14 protein-coding genes and 3 pseudogenes are annotated in these 15,355 nt (G+C 39.0%); 3 read left to right on the top strand and 14 right to left on the bottom strand.

What is annotated here, in order from left to right:
* From HMPREF0106_RS27855 to HMPREF0106_RS10720, 6 genes and pseudogenes are all read right to left on the bottom strand, one after another.
* Window positions 1–205: pseudogene (locus HMPREF0106_RS27855) on the bottom strand (transposase); the annotation flags it as partial.
* Between the two features lie 52 nt (window positions 206–257).
* Window positions 258–458 (bottom strand): annotated as a pseudogene (locus HMPREF0106_RS0124775) (hypothetical protein); the annotation flags it as partial.
* Window positions 459–511: 53 nt separating this feature from the next.
* Window positions 512–997, bottom strand: a complete 486-nt coding sequence (locus tag HMPREF0106_RS10705; RefSeq protein WP_004315032.1) for a cold shock domain-containing protein — start codon at window positions 995–997, stop codon at window positions 512–514.
* 59 nt (window positions 998–1,056) lie between these two features.
* Window positions 1,057–2,181, bottom strand: coding sequence for a DEAD/DEAH box helicase (locus tag HMPREF0106_RS10710; protein ID WP_009040210.1), 1,125 nt, complete (start codon window positions 2,179–2,181; stop codon window positions 1,057–1,059).
* A gap of 94 nt (window positions 2,182–2,275) precedes the next feature.
* Window positions 2,276–3,348, bottom strand: a pseudogene (locus tag HMPREF0106_RS10715) (NAD(P)H-dependent flavin oxidoreductase).
* Between the two features lie 355 nt (window positions 3,349–3,703).
* A complete protein-coding gene (locus HMPREF0106_RS10720; protein ID WP_004315028.1) occupies window positions 3,704–4,003 on the bottom strand; it encodes an RNA recognition motif domain-containing protein in 300 nt (99 codons plus the stop codon).
* Window positions 4,004–4,334: 331 nt separating this feature from the next.
* Between HMPREF0106_RS10720 and HMPREF0106_RS10725 the strand changes: the two genes are divergently transcribed.
* Window positions 4,335–5,102: a LuxR C-terminal-related transcriptional regulator gene (locus tag HMPREF0106_RS10725; RefSeq protein WP_009040209.1), complete on the top strand. Its 768-nt coding sequence runs from the start codon at window positions 4,335–4,337 to the stop codon at window positions 5,100–5,102.
* A gap of 39 nt (window positions 5,103–5,141) precedes the next feature.
* Here HMPREF0106_RS10725 and HMPREF0106_RS10730 read toward each other — a convergent pair whose 3' ends face one another.
* Window positions 5,142–5,726 (bottom strand): hypothetical protein, encoded by a 585-nt coding sequence (locus HMPREF0106_RS10730; protein ID WP_009040208.1) that lies wholly within the window; start codon window positions 5,724–5,726, stop codon window positions 5,142–5,144.
* Window positions 5,727–5,864: 138 nt separating this feature from the next.
* Here HMPREF0106_RS10730 and HMPREF0106_RS10735 point away from each other — a divergent pair, with 138 nt between their 5' ends.
* Entirely contained in the window at window positions 5,865–7,928 is a 2,064-nt protein-coding gene (locus HMPREF0106_RS10735; protein ID WP_009040207.1) for a HelD family protein, read from the top strand.
* An 87-nt stretch (window positions 7,929–8,015) separates the two neighbouring features.
* Complete coding sequence (locus HMPREF0106_RS10740; RefSeq protein WP_008774556.1) at window positions 8,016–8,312, top strand: DUF1905 domain-containing protein; 297 nt, start codon at window positions 8,016–8,018, stop codon at window positions 8,310–8,312.
* 91 nt (window positions 8,313–8,403) lie between these two features.
* On the opposite strand, the gene HMPREF0106_RS10745 is transcribed toward HMPREF0106_RS10740, so the two are convergent.
* From HMPREF0106_RS10745 to HMPREF0106_RS10775, 7 genes are all read right to left on the bottom strand, one after another.
* Window positions 8,404–9,960, bottom strand: a complete 1,557-nt coding sequence (locus HMPREF0106_RS10745) for an ATP-binding protein (RefSeq protein WP_008774557.1) — start codon at window positions 9,958–9,960, stop codon at window positions 8,404–8,406.
* Window positions 9,961–10,108: 148 nt separating this feature from the next.
* Complete coding sequence (locus HMPREF0106_RS10750) at window positions 10,109–11,029, bottom strand: N-acetylmuramoyl-L-alanine amidase (RefSeq protein WP_008774559.1); 921 nt, start codon at window positions 11,027–11,029, stop codon at window positions 10,109–10,111.
* 30 nt (window positions 11,030–11,059) lie between these two features.
* Complete coding sequence (locus HMPREF0106_RS10755) at window positions 11,060–11,410, bottom strand: hypothetical protein (RefSeq protein ID WP_009040204.1); 351 nt, start codon at window positions 11,408–11,410, stop codon at window positions 11,060–11,062.
* Window positions 11,411–11,495: 85 nt separating this feature from the next.
* Window positions 11,496–12,014 carry an HU family DNA-binding protein gene (locus HMPREF0106_RS10760; protein ID WP_008774561.1) on the bottom strand — a complete coding sequence of 173 codons (519 nt, stop codon included), beginning with the start codon at window positions 12,012–12,014 and terminating at the stop codon, window positions 11,496–11,498.
* A gap of 383 nt (window positions 12,015–12,397) precedes the next feature.
* Window positions 12,398–13,216, bottom strand: a complete 819-nt coding sequence (locus tag HMPREF0106_RS10765; RefSeq protein WP_032851411.1) for a DUF5106 domain-containing protein — start codon at window positions 13,214–13,216, stop codon at window positions 12,398–12,400.
* Between the two features lie 142 nt (window positions 13,217–13,358).
* On the bottom strand, window positions 13,359–13,685 hold the full coding sequence (locus tag HMPREF0106_RS10770; protein ID WP_009040202.1) for a hypothetical protein: 327 nt from the start codon (window positions 13,683–13,685) through the stop codon (window positions 13,359–13,361).
* Between the two features lie 35 nt (window positions 13,686–13,720).
* Window positions 13,721–15,352, bottom strand: coding sequence for a fimbrial protein (locus tag HMPREF0106_RS10775; RefSeq protein ID WP_009040201.1), 1,632 nt, complete (start codon window positions 15,350–15,352; stop codon window positions 13,721–13,723).
* Window positions 15,353–15,355: the final 3 nt, after the last annotated feature.

Below are 15,355 nucleotides of genomic sequence, written 5' to 3'. Positions count from 1 at the left end.
CTTCAATCTCAGGGAGGAAACCTTTTGAGTGAAGATGTAGATCTGAGTACTCAGAAGGAATAGTGGCTTTCTCCTCTAAATAAAGAATAAAGCAAGTATCCTGAGAAACATGATTGACTAGGGTAAAGTAATCAAGGATTCCTGAAGGCAAGAACAAGCTTAAAGAAGCAACAGGATCAATCGTTTGGGAAGAGGATGTTTTCATGATGCAAAAATAAGAATTTTAACGCAATCCCCCAAGGTTTCAGACTGAGCCCTTTGGAGCTATGTAGTTTTTTATAAATCTCTATACGAGCATCTATTTCTGCTTGAGTCAAATGTGCAGGAAGTTCAATGGTAGTCCGCGGAGTTATTGCTACCAGCACTACATCTCCCAAACCTTTTTTGTACTCCTTAATCACGTTTGCAGTAAACTGACTGGATGAAATAACATCGCGCATTATATTACCTTTTTTCATATCTCAAATTATTTTTTTGTTTTTTGTTATACACAAGCAGAATACAGATATTCTTATACAGATTCTGTTTGAGCTAAATTTTCCGGCTTAGATTTGTTTTCCAACGAGATATTGACCGCATTCATCCCTTTCACTCCACGTTCAAGATCAAATGTTACGATATTATTTTCTGTAATATTACCAACGACATTGTTTACATGAAAAAAGTACTTCTCAACGCCGGAAAGATCTTTAATAAAACCAAATCCTCTTGACTCATTAAAAAACTCAACCCGTCCTCTCAAAATAGTTGGCTCTTCATCCTCTTTTTTAGGAGTTGCTATAACTATTTCATCCGGGTTGATCTCTTCTTTTCTGACATTTTCTGTCGGAGGAGTTGAGGTTATTCTCCCGTTCTCATCAACATAAGCAATCATATCTTCAAAGCTGTTTGAGCTGCCCGATAATTTCTTATTTTCTTTCTTCTTTAATTTTTCTTCGCGCTTAGCGATTCTTTTCTTTTCATTTTCACGTTTACCTACTGTCATGGATTTTGCCATAGAAATAATATTTAGTTTATACTATATTTTTAATGAATAAATAATGTAAGTGCTTACTTTCAAATAGTGAAATCAGCCTTATTGAGTTTCTTACCGGTTAACTTTTGAATATCATTCACCAGTTTACGTTCTTCCTGCGAACAGAATGTAAGTGCAGTTCCCATATTCCCAGCTCTTCCTGTACGCCCAATACGGTGCACATAGGTTTCGGGAACATCCGGAAGATCATAGTTGATAACCAAAGGTAATTCGTTAATATCAATCCCCCTGGAAGCAATATCAGTGGCAACCATCACCCGAGTTTTTCCCGATTTAAAGTTGCCCAATGCAGACTGTCTTGCCGCCTGGCTCTTATTTCCATGAATAGCCTGGCTGCCAATTCCAGCCTTGCCCAGAATCTTCACAATCTTATCAGCATTGTGTTTCGTACGTGAGAAGATAAGTACTGACTGATCTTCTGCCTTCGACAATATCGAAATAAGCAACTGGCTTTTCTCCTTCTTTTCAACAAAATACACCACCTGCTTGATAGAATCTACAGTAGATGATTTCGGTGTTATGTAAATCTTCACCGGATTCTTCAGCAGAGACTTAGTCAAGGAGATAATAGAATCAGGCATTGTTGCCGAGAAAAACAAAGTCTGCTTTTCTTTTGGAAGTTTCGGCAATATCCGCTTAATATCATGGATAAATCCCATATCAAGCATACGGTCAGCCTCATCCAATACAAAATATTGGATAGTGTCCAAATGTATATGTCCCTGAGTCATCAGGTCAAGCAAACGTCCCGGAGTAGCGACCAGAATATCAATACCTTTACGCAACAGATCAACCTGCGGGCGTTGATTTACACCACCAAAGATTACTCCATGGCGAATACGAGTATGTTTTGAATAATCGTCAATACACTCACTGATTTGCAAGGCAAGCTCACGTGTGGGCGTCAATATCAAGGCTTTAATTCCCTGACGTCTGGCAGCCTCTTTATCCAGTTGCAAATGCTGTATGATAGGAATAGCAAATGAAGCCGTCTTTCCGGTACCGGTTTGCGCACAGCCTAATATATCTCTTTTTGCCAGTGCAGGCGGAATCGCTTTTTCCTGAATGGGAGTTGGTACTGTATATCCTTTTTCTTCAATTGCTTTTAAAATCGGTTCGGTTATATTTAATTCTTTAAATGTCATAAATGTTATTTTTGCTGTACTCAAACAGCGATTAGTTTTATATATAGTGGGAAACCCGGACAATTTCAATCATGAAAAAGCAGAGTTTCAATCATTAAGCCAGTCTGTGGGTTGCTAAAAAAAACTCGCGTTCCAATGTAGCCATTACTTCTTTTACGCTACTGATTTTTTCTGCGAGAAAGGCATTGCTACCAGCAAATGCATAGCCTTTTTTCATATTTCCTCTGGCTGCATTATATAGAGCCTTAATAATGCAATAAGGACTTTTGTATAATCACATGTCTTTATACAATGGAATGAGCAACTTTTAGGTCTCTCCAAACCATTATTCACATTATGAATAAATTCTCCATCAATAGCCCTTCCCGGCATCCCGACAGGACTTTCTATAATAAGAACATCTTCGGACTTGGAATGAATATATACTTCTTTGAATGTTTCTGAAGCATCACATTCAAGGGTGGTAACAAAAATACTACCCATTTGCACACCGGAAGCTCCCAATTCCATAAAATGTGCTATATCCTCACCTGTCGAAATTCCACCGGCAGCAATCACCGGAATCTGCTTTTGTTCTTTATAACTGGATGCAATCATTACCACTTCCGGAATCAATGCTTCCAGAGCATAATGCTGATCCTGTATTTGTTCTTTTTTAAATCCTAAATGCCCACCGGCTTTAGGCCCTTCCACCACAATTGCATCGGGCAGATAGTTATAGTTTTTTTGCCACTTGTCACAAATAACCTTGGCAGCTCTTGAAGAAGATACAATAGGAACTAACTTGGTTACACTTTCTGGGGTCAAATATGACGGCAGATCAAGCGGAAGTCCCGCACCTGAAAATACCACATCTATCTTTTCCTCAATCGCAGTACGCACCATATCGGCATAATTAGATAAAGCAACCATGACGTTTACGCCAATAATACCTTCTGTTTTTGTACGTGCCTTGTGAATTTCTTCTCTCAGTCCACTTATACATTTCTCCGGATAAGAGCCTTTTCCCTTGGGATATAACAATCCTAAACCCGCACATGATATAACGCCTACTCCGCCTTCATTTGCAACTGCTGATGCCAGACCGGACAGTGAGATTCCTACTCCCATTCCACCTTGTATGACAGGTGTTTTAATTTCAATATTTCCTATAAAGAACGATTTCATATGTTTTATTTTGTATTGGCAAAACAGACAGATAGAAGTGAGCATACTTTATTCAAGTGCTCAATACTTGGTTCTGTTACGAATGATTTACCTTGTTGGATAATTTATTAAACTATATGCCCTTGACTATTTCAAGAGTATTGTATTACAAAAAAGCCTAATAAATCTATTTTCAGAATGGAAAGTACAGGATTAGAAATTCCTAATTTTGCATAGAAGAGCCAGAATTAGCAGAACTTAAATGTAAAATGATTTTTCGTCTTCTCTATTCAGTAGAGATTCCCCGTTGAATCATGAAACGGAAACAGCTTTTAAATGAAAGCAGAAGACAGAATCTTCTGCTTTCATTCGGATATTAATATCTTCTAGAGTTATTATAACCACCACGGCCTCCACCGTTTGACGGTCTTTCAGTACGAGGGCGTGCAACGCTTACTGAAATAACCTTCTGGTCGTATTCAACTCCATTCAGTTCATCAATTGCTTTTTGTCCTTCTCCATCGTTCGTCATTTCTACGAAAGCAAATCCTCTGGATCTACCAGTTTCTCTATCAAAAATAACTTTGGCTGAAGAAACTTCTCCAAACTCTGCAAATAAATTTGTTAAGTCGGCATCAGTTGTGCCATAGCTTAAACCTGAAATGTAAATGTTCATCTAAAAATTTTATTAAAATAAATACTATTTTGGAGTGAGGAGGATAATTACAGAAGAGGACTACTTACTAATAATATATTAAAAAGAAGAACTACACAATAATGATTCGTAACTCAAACTCTGGGAACAAAGGTAACACAATAAATTAGATAACTATGTTTTTATTCTATATTTTTCAATAGAAGCTCAATTATTATCATTTGTTAGCATGTCAATCACACAAAACAGTCACAATTAGCAATTCTCTCATTCATTCTTGACCATTTCCCATAATATATCTATTTTTGTTCCAGAACAATTATTAAGATACACCCAACAAATATATCCGAGAATGAAACTAAACACTACAACTAGAGAAGAAATGTGGGCAAAGCAGCATCTATCTGCTACCGACATTGACTATGCCGTATGGGAACGGGATAAATCCATGCTTCATCAACTCTCGAAAATGGGCCGTAACTGTACATTTGTTGTCGATGTTTATAAATGCAAATATGCTTACGCCTCTCCGAATTTTGTTGATTTACTGGGATACGACAGCCACAAGATAGAAACATTAGAAAGACAGGGTGATTATCTGGAATCGCGCATCCATCCCGATGATCGCGCACAACTGGCGGCATTACAGGTCACACTAAGCCAATTCATCTATAGCCTGCCTTTTGAGCAACGGAATAGCTATTCTAACATTTACAGTTTTCGTATGCTTAATGCGAAACAACAGTACATACGTGTCGCCAGCAGACATCAGGTATTGGAACAGGACCGCAACGGTAAAGCATGGCTTATCATAGGAAACATGGACATATCACCCGACCAAAAAGCCTCTGAAACCGTAGATTGTACCGTCCTGAATCTAAAGAATGGAGAAATATTTTCTCCTTCCCTATCGTTACTGCCTTCTACCAATCTTACTAATCGGGAAATAGAAGTATTACGTCTTATTCAAAAAGGCCTGTTAAGTAAAGAAATCGCAGACAAATTATGCATCAGCATTCATACAGTTAATATTCATCGACAAAATTTGTTACGGAAGTTAGGTGTACAGAATTCCATTGAAGCCATTCGTTTAGGACAAGAGAGTGGATTGCTAAGTTAATACATGCAATCTTTCTCCCCGCACTGTGATCCAATCTGGCTAGGGCATCCATTCCACCACACCCACCACCGGATGCAATCTTCTCCATTCCTCAAATTCCGGATAACTACGTACACCATCCTGAATCACAGCTTGATAATACTCCACTCCCATAATCTTTTCCGTATCAGGCGTTTCGTATTTTAATTTCAGGATAGCCAGTCTCATTTCATCTGTCAATACCGCAGAAATGCGTTCGGCCACCCTTTCAAAATAGCCATCATAACGAGAGCCTTCTTGGATATGAATCATATCCATTTGCCAGAGTTCTCCTTCCATATCCTTATACCATGCATGCCACTCTATACACGCTTCTGCTGTATGTAATAAATTCGTATATTCAATCTTCTTTATGGACATATTTTCCGCCAATTCAGCCATCACCCGAAAGCTGGCAGACAAATCCAAAGGGGAGGTATAAATATGAAAATCAATATCCCGATGTTTCATCAATAATCCCGTACGCAACGAACCTACCAGATTCACTTTGGCACCAATCCCCTCCCATATCCGAACAATACGGGTATCCTCTATAATCTCCCAAGCTTTCTGCTGGTTACGTTTTGCCAATTCAAGAATATTCATCTTTTTCCTTATTAAGTAAGTATGCAAAAATAGGAAAAAGGATACATATATAGCTATAAATAACTATTTAATCCCTAAATGGGTTGAGCTAACTTTGCCTGCAATTTCAATTCTTCATCATACAACTAAAAAGAGATTATGATATTCAATCAAACAGAGAAACAGGAAAAAGAGTATTTACAGCAAGTCATAACCACTATCCATGATACGATTAACACTACCAGTACTTCCGTCAAAGAGCATATAGACACCCTGCAGGAGTACAAAGATTATCTATGGTCGAACAAAGATATCGATCCCCACGAAATCCGTTCCATGCGCGAAAGCATCTTAAATCATTTTGCATTAGGTGAAAATGTAATTGACAAACGCAGGCGACTAAGCAAAATACTGGATATCCCCTATTTCGGACGAATCGACTTTCAGGAAAAGAAAGACAAAAGCCAAGTTAGTCCGATCTATATAGGAATACATACTTTCTATGACCTCAATCAAAAAAAGAATCTGATTTACGATTGGCGAGCTCCTATTTCAAGCATGTTCTACGATCATGAATTAGGCGAGGCGTTCTACTCCTCTCCGGCAGGCAAAATTAACGGAGCGATCTCACTCAAACGCCAATATCGTATTCGCAAAGGAAAAATGGAGTATATGATTGAAAGTTCCGTAACTGTTCATGACGATATTCTGCAAAAAGAACTATGTTCCAATGCCGACAATAAAATGAAAAATATCGTCACGACAATTCAGAGGGAACAGAATCAGATCATCCGCAATGAAAACGCTTCTGTACTTATTATACAAGGTGTTGCCGGTTCAGGAAAAACCTCTATCGCGCTCCATCGTATTGCCTACCTGCTTTATGCACAGAAAGGACAGATTTCTTCCAAAGACATATTAATCATCTCCCCCAATAAAGTATTTGCCGATTACATTTCTAATGTACTTCCGGAACTTGGCGAAGAGACCGTTCCCGAAACCAGCATGGAGCAAATTCTGTCGGACGTAATTGACAACAAATATAAACACCAGAATTTCTTCGACCAAGTGACGGAACTATTAGAAAACCCGACACCCGACTTTATCGAACGGATTCAATACAAAGCCTCCTTCGAGTTTATATCACTACTTGACAAATTCATCCTTTACATGGAAAACAACTATTTCAAAGCAACAGACGTAAAACTCACCAAATACATCACCATTCCTGCCGAATTTATTAACGAACAGTTCAAACGATTCCACCGCTATCCCATACGTCAACGATTTGAGACTATGACAGGTTACATTCTGGAAATGATGCAACTACAATATAATCTCACAGTTAGTACTCCGGAGAAAAACCAACTAAAGAAAGAGATAAAAAAGATGTTCGCGGGAAATAACGATCTCCAAATCTATAAAGATTTTTTTGAGTGGATCGGAAAACCGGAGATGTTCAAGACACGCAAAAACCGCATACTGGAATATGCGGATTTAGCTCCTTTGGCTTATCTGCATATCGCATTAAATGGGAACAACGCCCAATCTTATGTCAAACATCTTCTGATAGACGAAATGCAAGACTATTCTCCCATACAATACAAAGTGATTCAAAAACTTTATCCGTGTCGAAAAACAATTCTTGGAGACACTTCCCAATCCGTCAATCCTTATGGTTCTTCCACTGCCGATATGATTCAGAAAGCATTTGCAACAGGAGAAATAATGAAACTTTGCAAAAGCTATCGTTCTACTTTTGAGATCACCAGTTTTGCACAAAAAATTCAACCGAACAATGAATTAGAACCGATTATGAGACATGGGGAACACCCCAAGATTCTTCCATTCAAAAATACAGAAGAAGAGATCCAAGGTATTGCGGATTTAGTAAACTCCTTCAGGAACTCCCATTATACCTCATTAGGGATCATCTGCAAAACAGAATCCCAAGCAAAAAAACTTGTTCAAAAGCTCCAGATATATGCAAACGACATCTCACTTTTGTCCAATCAAAGTTCTGCTTATGTGAAAGGGATTATCATCACTTCCGCCCATATGGCGAAAGGACTGGAATTTGACGAAGTAATCATTCCGCAAACAGATGATAAGAACTATCATTCCAATATTGATAAAAGTATGCTTTATGTGGCAGCCACAAGGGCTATGCACAAGTTAACTTTGACTTATTCTGTTTCTTCACCCAGTTGTCGGTTCCTGTAATAGAATATAACATCGAAAATTAATTGAGAGAAAAAGAACAACCAATCTCCTATTATTACCTATTTTTGTACAATGGAAAATAAAGGAATGAAATACGAGTTTACCGCAAAAGTATGGAACTACTCATCAACTGTTGGAACGGGCGGTTGGCACATAGCCTGCCTGCCGAAAGAGATGTCCAAAGAAATAAGAGAGAATCTCGGATTCTTAGAGGAAGGCTGGGGACGGTTGAAGATGACGGCCAAAACAGGCAATACCCAATGGGAAACCGCAATCTGGTTTGACACCAAACTTGATACTTATTTACTTCCTCTCAAAGCGGAAATCAGAAAAAAGGAAAAGATCACAACTGATAAAGAAATAGAGATTATGATTTGGATTTAAAACAAACGATAAGAAGAACTACCCGCAAAACAAGAGCCGCTTGAACAATCTCAAACGGCTCCGTAACTCCTTTAACAACATGGTTATCGAGCTAATACAGCCACCGGTCTATATTCCTTTTTTCTGCACTGAACTCCACTCCAACTTTAACCAACTCACGCCCGTCTACCTGATAAGGTATCAGATAGCCTTTTTCATCAATCTGCTGCAAAGCCTGTTCGGCAGTACCATTCAGTTTAAATTCAAATACATAAATATACTTCGGAGTTTTCACCACTGCATCCGCCCGTCCGCGGGCACTAAGAACCTCTGCTCCGGTAAATTGTCCCATCAATTTGAATACTAAGTAAAATACAACTTGATAATGACGTTCGGTCTTTTCGTTCAGTTCATAAGGGAAATCTGCGAAGAAAGCTTGTAAGCGGGTAAGAAAAGCGTCAACATCACCACTCTCCAATTCACGTACAAATTTACCTAGATAAAAGCCCCGTTCATCATCTACCACTGATGTGTAATAAGGAACCAAAAAATCCATAAATCCATATCGTACTTCATCATTGGGAAATTTCAGCAGGTAGTTTCCAAAACGCTTGTCATACCCCTTTATAGTCAAATAGCCACTCTGATAAATCAACGGAATCGGATTATTAGCATCTACCCTATATTCCATAAACGAAGAAGCATTGGCTTCTACCCCATCAATCAACGTACGCAAATCATACTCACTCTTTTTAAGCAGTTCGACTAAAAAAGTAGGAGTACCGGTTTGGAACCAATAGTTACTAAACTTATACCCGTCAAAAACGTTAAGCACACTGAATGGATTGAATACTCCTTCCGCAAACTCACAAAAATGATAACCGTCATATAAAGCCGTCATCTTATTTAATGTTTCTTCATAAGTCAGTTCATTTGTTTCTGCCAATCGATTCAGTTCAGGAATAAAAGTATCCTCCAATTCTTGTCGTGTAATACCACAAATCGTGGCATACTGCGGCTTCATACTGATATCATTCAGTTGATTCAAATCACTGAACACACTGACTTGCGCAAACTTAGTCACACCGGTAAGGAAAACAAAACGAAGATAACGGTCAGAACTTTTCAGTACACCATAGAAGGCCTTCAATGTCTTACGATAGTCATCAAGCAAAGCGTCATCACCCAATGCCTGCAACAAAGGTTTATCATATTCATCCACCAAGACTACGACTCCACGACCAGACTGTTCACAGGCTCGGCGAATTACACCCGCAAAACGTCCGGAGAGAGTTTCCTCATCCTCCCCTTTGCCATATTTCAGTTCCCATTGCGTCAACTGCCTGCTAAGAATTTCGACTAAAGCCTGGGGAGAATCATATTTTTCCGCGTTTAAATCCAAATGAAATAGCGGATATGTCTTCCATTCCTTTTCCATATCAGCTATGGCCAACCCTTCAAATAATTCTTTCTTACCTTCGAAATAAGCTTCAAAAGTAGAAAGAAGAAGACTCTTGCCAAAACGACGAGGACGACTTAAAAAATAAGGAGTCTCCGTTGAAGCAATTCTCCATACAAGAGCAGTCTTATCCACATAAAGATAATCTCCTTCACGAAGTTTCTCAAAAGTCTGTATTCCAATAGGAAGTTTACGTAATATCCCGTCCATGATTTTTCCTCTATTTTGATTATTCAAAGATACGCATTTCCATGGGAATACACATACAAACTCCACAAAAAAGTACACAGTTTCACAGACAGCACTACCATGACTCCATTTTTCATCAAAACTAACTTTGTACCAGACAAACAACATCTCACTTCCTCTTCACTTTGCAAATCCAACACACGATAACTAAAACCAGCAAAATAATTCCATACCAATACCAACCTCCGGTTGTCCTATTAGTAGTTTTCTCAACTCCCGTTTTATGAATCTCTGTCTTAGCACTCATATCCGACAAGCTCACAGACTGTAAATCTACTTCTTGAAGCAGTTGTTTCTCATTAACATTTTTCCTATCCACCACAGTCTTCACCACCATCCCAGCCTTCAATCTAAGCGTATCCACAGGAAATACAAACAACACCTGCTCGATATGCTCCCCCACCACCTCCGAATCCTTTTCTGAAGCAACCTTATTTTTAACAAGACTTTTCCCGGAGCTACTATTTAAACTTGAATCAACCCTAACTTCACTCTCCCTGTTTATCACCTCTTTCTTACTCCTACATCCCGACAGCAATACAGGCACAACCAAAGCCACCAACAACACAAACAGTAACTCCCTCCCACTCCTCAAAAACTCCTTCACATCAAAACAGGGACAAGCCTTCACATATTCATAAGGTTCAATCACTCCGTCACCATTCAAGTCCGGTGAAGTATCCCGATGTCCCAACACTTGGAGAATATTATATTCCCGCTGTAAATCCATAATAATCTGATAAAGCACCCGTTTTTGAGCATTCGTTCGGGTATCTGCCGGACGCCCGTTCTCATCCAATCCGCCGATATAACATATCCCGATACTCTGCTCATTCCAACCTTTACAATGAGCACCGGCCAAAGCGACATCCCGCCCCTTTTCCAATTTCCCATCCAAACGGATCACATAGTGATACCCGATACCGTTGAACCCACGTTCCCGGTGCCAACGGTCAATATCTGTGGCAGTAAAATCCTGTCCGGCTTTCGTAGCCGAACAATGCACTATGATAGAATCTATATTTCTCATGATAATTCATTATTAGTTCAAATGTACCTGTTAATAATCCGAAGGCGGCATACGCTTCACACACCCTCTAATCTCACACTTCTTCAATTCCGACTCCTTCTGTATCAACTCCATTTCATGACATTTATGTATCCAGTTTATCTTTTCTTCCTGCTCCTTGCGAAGTTCAATATAAAGCCCGTCTATCTTCTCGTCACGTTGAGTCAGCCGTTCTTCCAGCCAGTCCACCTTTTTACGGCGATTTTCTTCTTCCATACTGTTCACGGACGCTTCCTCTTTCCGTGCATCCGTCTTGCGGCAAGTGATATACCTCACTAACCATTTCACAGCTTCCAAACCACCCATAGCGGTAATAAAAGCAAGGATTGTAGTTATTTGCATATTTATATTTTTACGTAGTTATAAAGAAAGAATGAGGCCGAAGCCCCATTCCATACAAACCAGACAGTTCTCAACGGCTCATGAATCACGCAGCCGGATCCGGTGCTTCACTATTACCACCCGAACCACCATCCGGATCCGGAGTTTCACCCCCATCATCCGAACCGTCACCAACACTACCCGAATCATTAATATGATCCAAATCCTTGAACTTCAATCCATCCGAACGGGTAGTCGTCCCGGTAAACAGACGAATGTCCGAGTTAGCACGAAAACAGATACGAAGCCCTGAAATATTAGCGATCGTAAAATCTTCCGCCTTCTCCGTCCCTTTGCTTTGAGCGGAAAGGTAAAAATATCCCAGACCGGCGATATTCACCGAACGGCCACCCAGCAATGTCTTTCTCAATAACGTACGGAAATCCTTCAATACACTAATCGTTTCACCCTCGCTGACACCGGAAACAGACGCAATTTCCTTGGCAAACTCATCCAACGTTGCACTCGTATCATACTGATAAGAAATCACCGGATACACTTTCTTTCCTGCTTCTTTATTTGTAGGGTCACACAGGCGAGACACCCTTCTAAATCTAATAGCCATACTACTTTTCTTTTTTAAATAAATACTGTTTTAATTATCACTTCGCTAACGTTAACGATGCAAAGATGCAGCATCTTCCACGGAGATGAAACGACACCTAATAACCTCATCAGAAAAGTACTAAAAAGCATTTCAGACATATACAACTGACATAGAGGAACTAAATAAACGACAAGAAAACGACGAAAAGCAGAAAAAAGCGACAAAATCAATACCTGGGGGAGAATAATAAATAAACAAATATATTCAAACTAATAAATATCATAATAAAAAAGTGCACCTTCTTCCCCACCGGGAAAAAGATGCACACACAAACAAAACAAACAATAGGCTACCTTCACAGGCAGCGGAAAAGTCATGATTCCATTTTTCTTATGCCACTATTATATATCATCATACTTATTTAATAAATAACTGGTAACTTCACTTATAGAAGAGGGTTCTTTCAATAATACTTGCTTGTCCTCTCCCAACAAATATATCGAGGGAAGAGAACGTAAGAAATATAGTTCTTTTTCAGTCAACACCTTCCTGACATCATAACCGTTTATCCACACAGAAGGAAGAGACTGCTGATATTCTTTCCACGCATCCATTTCACCTTCCGTACAAATCGTAACAAGAGCAAGTTGCGATAGGGATAGTCCACTATGTTGCAAGAAGGAACTTATTACCGATGATTCAGACAGTTCCATCATTGATTGCCGACAATAAATACAATCCGGATCATAAAACAGCAATAACGTATATTTAGCGGAAACATCCCATAGTTTTTGAAATTCTCCCGTAGAAAGAATGAAAGTAAAATCAGCAGCTTTTATCCCTATCCGGTTCTTTTTAAGCATTTTCAATTGATACAAGGGACGTATACGCATCATTCCATCTAAATGTCCGGATGTTAATGCTTCCTCCAATACAGAAATATAATAACTATCATTCCGTAGTGACGAATCAGGTTCATATAGATGATGCTCCAACCGTTGTAGAAACCAACGGTTTACCACCTTATTAACTTTAGTCTTCAACACCAATCTCCTGATATTTTCACAAGCCCTTTCCTCTGTCAGTTCCGACAATTGAGAAAGATAATCCACCAACATCCTTTCGGTAGTGGCAGAGCTGCTTAACCGGATAGTATCTGTAAAATCATACGTATCCCAAAAGCGCTCTATCAGTATGCTGTCTTTTTGTTGCTTTGCCATAGCATTTGATTTACCAGAATTGGCAGAACAAGTACATAAAAGTAAAAACACGCCTAAAGTAATATAAAGAAGTCTTATATATTTCTGATGGATTACCAATCTTAAAAGGTGTAATAACCTTAATCTTCGTTTATTCATAATTCTACAAGTTCAAGCACAATTCATTACACCATTTGACATACTCGTTTTCTCCACCGCAAATCCTTTCCGGCACTTTCATCTCTATACATTCATTCCCGACATATATCCGGCTCATCTCGAATATTTCCATCAGACAATCATCCGATATACACATACAAAAACATATAATATCCGGATTATCATATTTCACGATTTTAATCCCCGGATAAAGTAAAGACAGATAAAAAGCAGAATATCCGAATGCTTTCCATGAATCCTCTAGACAATACAAATAAACAGAGCCTCGATTATCACCTTCTTTTTCCAAAATATCGTTTAATATATTCATCCTCATATCTCCTTTCACTCTTAACACTATTTGAATTATCCTTCCTGACGTATCCGAAGTTCAAAATATCCATTCCTACCAAACAGACGCACCTTTCCTTCACGTGCATTGCCTGTGCCATTTTCCTTTACATGGACAAAAATGTAATCATTAGCAGAGTCTAACTGCGGATAAGTAATAGCACCTTCGTGCCGTTGTTCAGCTATCCCGATCCAATCACATGAATCGAACACTTCCCCGTAATTCGTATATAACATAGGAAGCACTGTATATGACCGACCGATAGAGGAATGACGTTCAACAGTTACCGTTTTTTGTAGAACACCATATTGGATAATACTCGTAAAAGAGTATTCCGTACCTGCAACTTCACTCGATTCCGTGAAACATAAGTCCATCTCGACGGGATTATCAGAAGTATCATTACAAACTGTTTCCCCCGTTATTTCTGTCCCATTTGCTTTCACCGTTATCAATCCACGCTGAAGATTAGGATAATCCGGATCAAACATGGTGTAACCTTCCAATGATTCATCCCGGATGCACCGGTAGAAATGACCTAACACAAAAGAATTCAAGGTTTCATTACTGTATATAATCCAACGGGAATTTTCAAATCCCATCTGATAACCATTCTGCAAATAATTCTCTTGATAATCATGTGTACCATTATACTCTAATAACATGAATGCTTCCATATCATTAGTAAATCCATTCTTTTCTGCATTCTCGAATGAATTAGCGCCAAATCCCGTAACACTCCGGATATTCAGTTTATAGTAATCATTGCCTACAATTGAAGTCAACGGAACTTTTTCTCCTGTAGCATCATCTATTGTACATAGACGGAGTTTATAGTATCCTTCCTTTTCTGTCCCATCCGCTGCCGTATATTTTCCATGTACAACAATGTGAAATCCTTTATGCGCATCCAAACCCATTTTCCGAATCTGATACAGACAAATAGGATTTGACGAAGGAGCAAGGTTACTGACGGACAAAGTGGACGGACTGGTATAATCCACGTCTGCCAATACAGAGGCTGACACAGGACAACCCAACCAATTTATTGAAATCAATTCAAAATTGTTGTCTGCCACTCCCACACTGAATTTCGCAACATTCCGTTTTAAACTGAAACCATTGCTACCGTCACTTTCCATCGCATTACGAATAGCTATCATGTTGAGTGATGAAAGAGTTATGCGCCTGGTAGCCATTACAAAGGGTGGTTTTACAAGTGCTTTCGTACTTGTGCATATCCTGCTTTCCAAGTCCTGTAAAGTATGTATTGTCCCTGCTTCCATCGGATAATTAGCTATCAGATACAATGTATGCTCTCCTGTCGCCGAAGGAATGTTTACTGTCGTCTTATATTCATTTCCAGTCCATTCCAATACAGGATGCTGATGATAAACAATTTTTCCGTCATGATTGAATATCAGAAAATCCATACTTTCAACCTTTGCTTCATCGGCAAGGGTACCTGTTCCCCGCGTATACACAACAGACTCTTGTTGCACACTTAGTTTCAAAACCATTTGCTCCTGTACTTCTGTTGTATCGTTGATATCCGACATTTCATCACTATTGCAAGCCCCAAAAGAGAAAAGCAATACAAACAGGACTAATTGAATATATTTCTTTTTCACTATCATATCTATCATTTT

This window comes from Bacteroides sp. D22, from assembly GCF_000163675.1.
Classification (GTDB): Bacteria; Bacteroidota; Bacteroidia; order Bacteroidales; family Bacteroidaceae; genus Bacteroides; species Bacteroides xylanisolvens.
This window is presented reverse-complemented; position numbering and strand designations above follow the sequence as displayed.

Bases quoted from the DNA above. Each gene is read 5' to 3' on its own strand.
- HMPREF0106_RS10735 (WP_009040207.1), top strand. From the start codon at position 5,865: ATGATATTCAATCAAACAGAGAAACAGGAAAAAGAGTATTTACAGCAA.
- HMPREF0106_RS10705 (WP_004315032.1), bottom strand. From the start codon at position 997: ATGGCAAAATCCATGACAGTAGGTAAACGTGAAAATGAAAAGAAAAGA.
- HMPREF0106_RS10720 (WP_004315028.1), bottom strand. From the start codon at position 4,003: ATGAACATTTACATTTCAGGTTTAAGCTATGGCACAACTGATGCCGAC.
- HMPREF0106_RS10765 (WP_032851411.1), bottom strand. From the start codon at position 13,216: ATGGCAAAGCAACAAAAAGACAGCATACTGATAGAGCGCTTTTGGGAT.
- HMPREF0106_RS10745 (WP_008774557.1), bottom strand. From the start codon at position 9,960: ATGGACGGGATATTACGTAAACTTCCTATTGGAATACAGACTTTTGAG.
- HMPREF0106_RS10710 (WP_009040210.1), bottom strand. From the start codon at position 2,181: ATGACATTTAAAGAATTAAATATAACCGAACCGATTTTAAAAGCAATT.
- HMPREF0106_RS10775 (WP_009040201.1), bottom strand. From the start codon at position 15,352: ATGATAGATATGATAGTGAAAAAGAAATATATTCAATTAGTCCTGTTT.
- HMPREF0106_RS10725 (WP_009040209.1), top strand. From the start codon at position 4,335: ATGAAACTAAACACTACAACTAGAGAAGAAATGTGGGCAAAGCAGCAT.
- HMPREF0106_RS10770 (WP_009040202.1), bottom strand. From the start codon at position 13,685: ATGAATATATTAAACGATATTTTGGAAAAAGAAGGTGATAATCGAGGC.
- HMPREF0106_RS10755 (WP_009040204.1), bottom strand. From the start codon at position 11,410: ATGCAAATAACTACAATCCTTGCTTTTATTACCGCTATGGGTGGTTTG.
- HMPREF0106_RS10740 (WP_008774556.1), top strand. From the start codon at position 8,016: ATGAAATACGAGTTTACCGCAAAAGTATGGAACTACTCATCAACTGTT.
- HMPREF0106_RS10730 (WP_009040208.1), bottom strand. From the start codon at position 5,726: ATGAATATTCTTGAATTGGCAAAACGTAACCAGCAGAAAGCTTGGGAG.
- HMPREF0106_RS10750 (WP_008774559.1), bottom strand. From the start codon at position 11,029: ATGAGAAATATAGATTCTATCATAGTGCATTGTTCGGCTACGAAAGCC.
- HMPREF0106_RS10760 (WP_008774561.1), bottom strand. From the start codon at position 12,014: ATGGCTATTAGATTTAGAAGGGTGTCTCGCCTGTGTGACCCTACAAAT.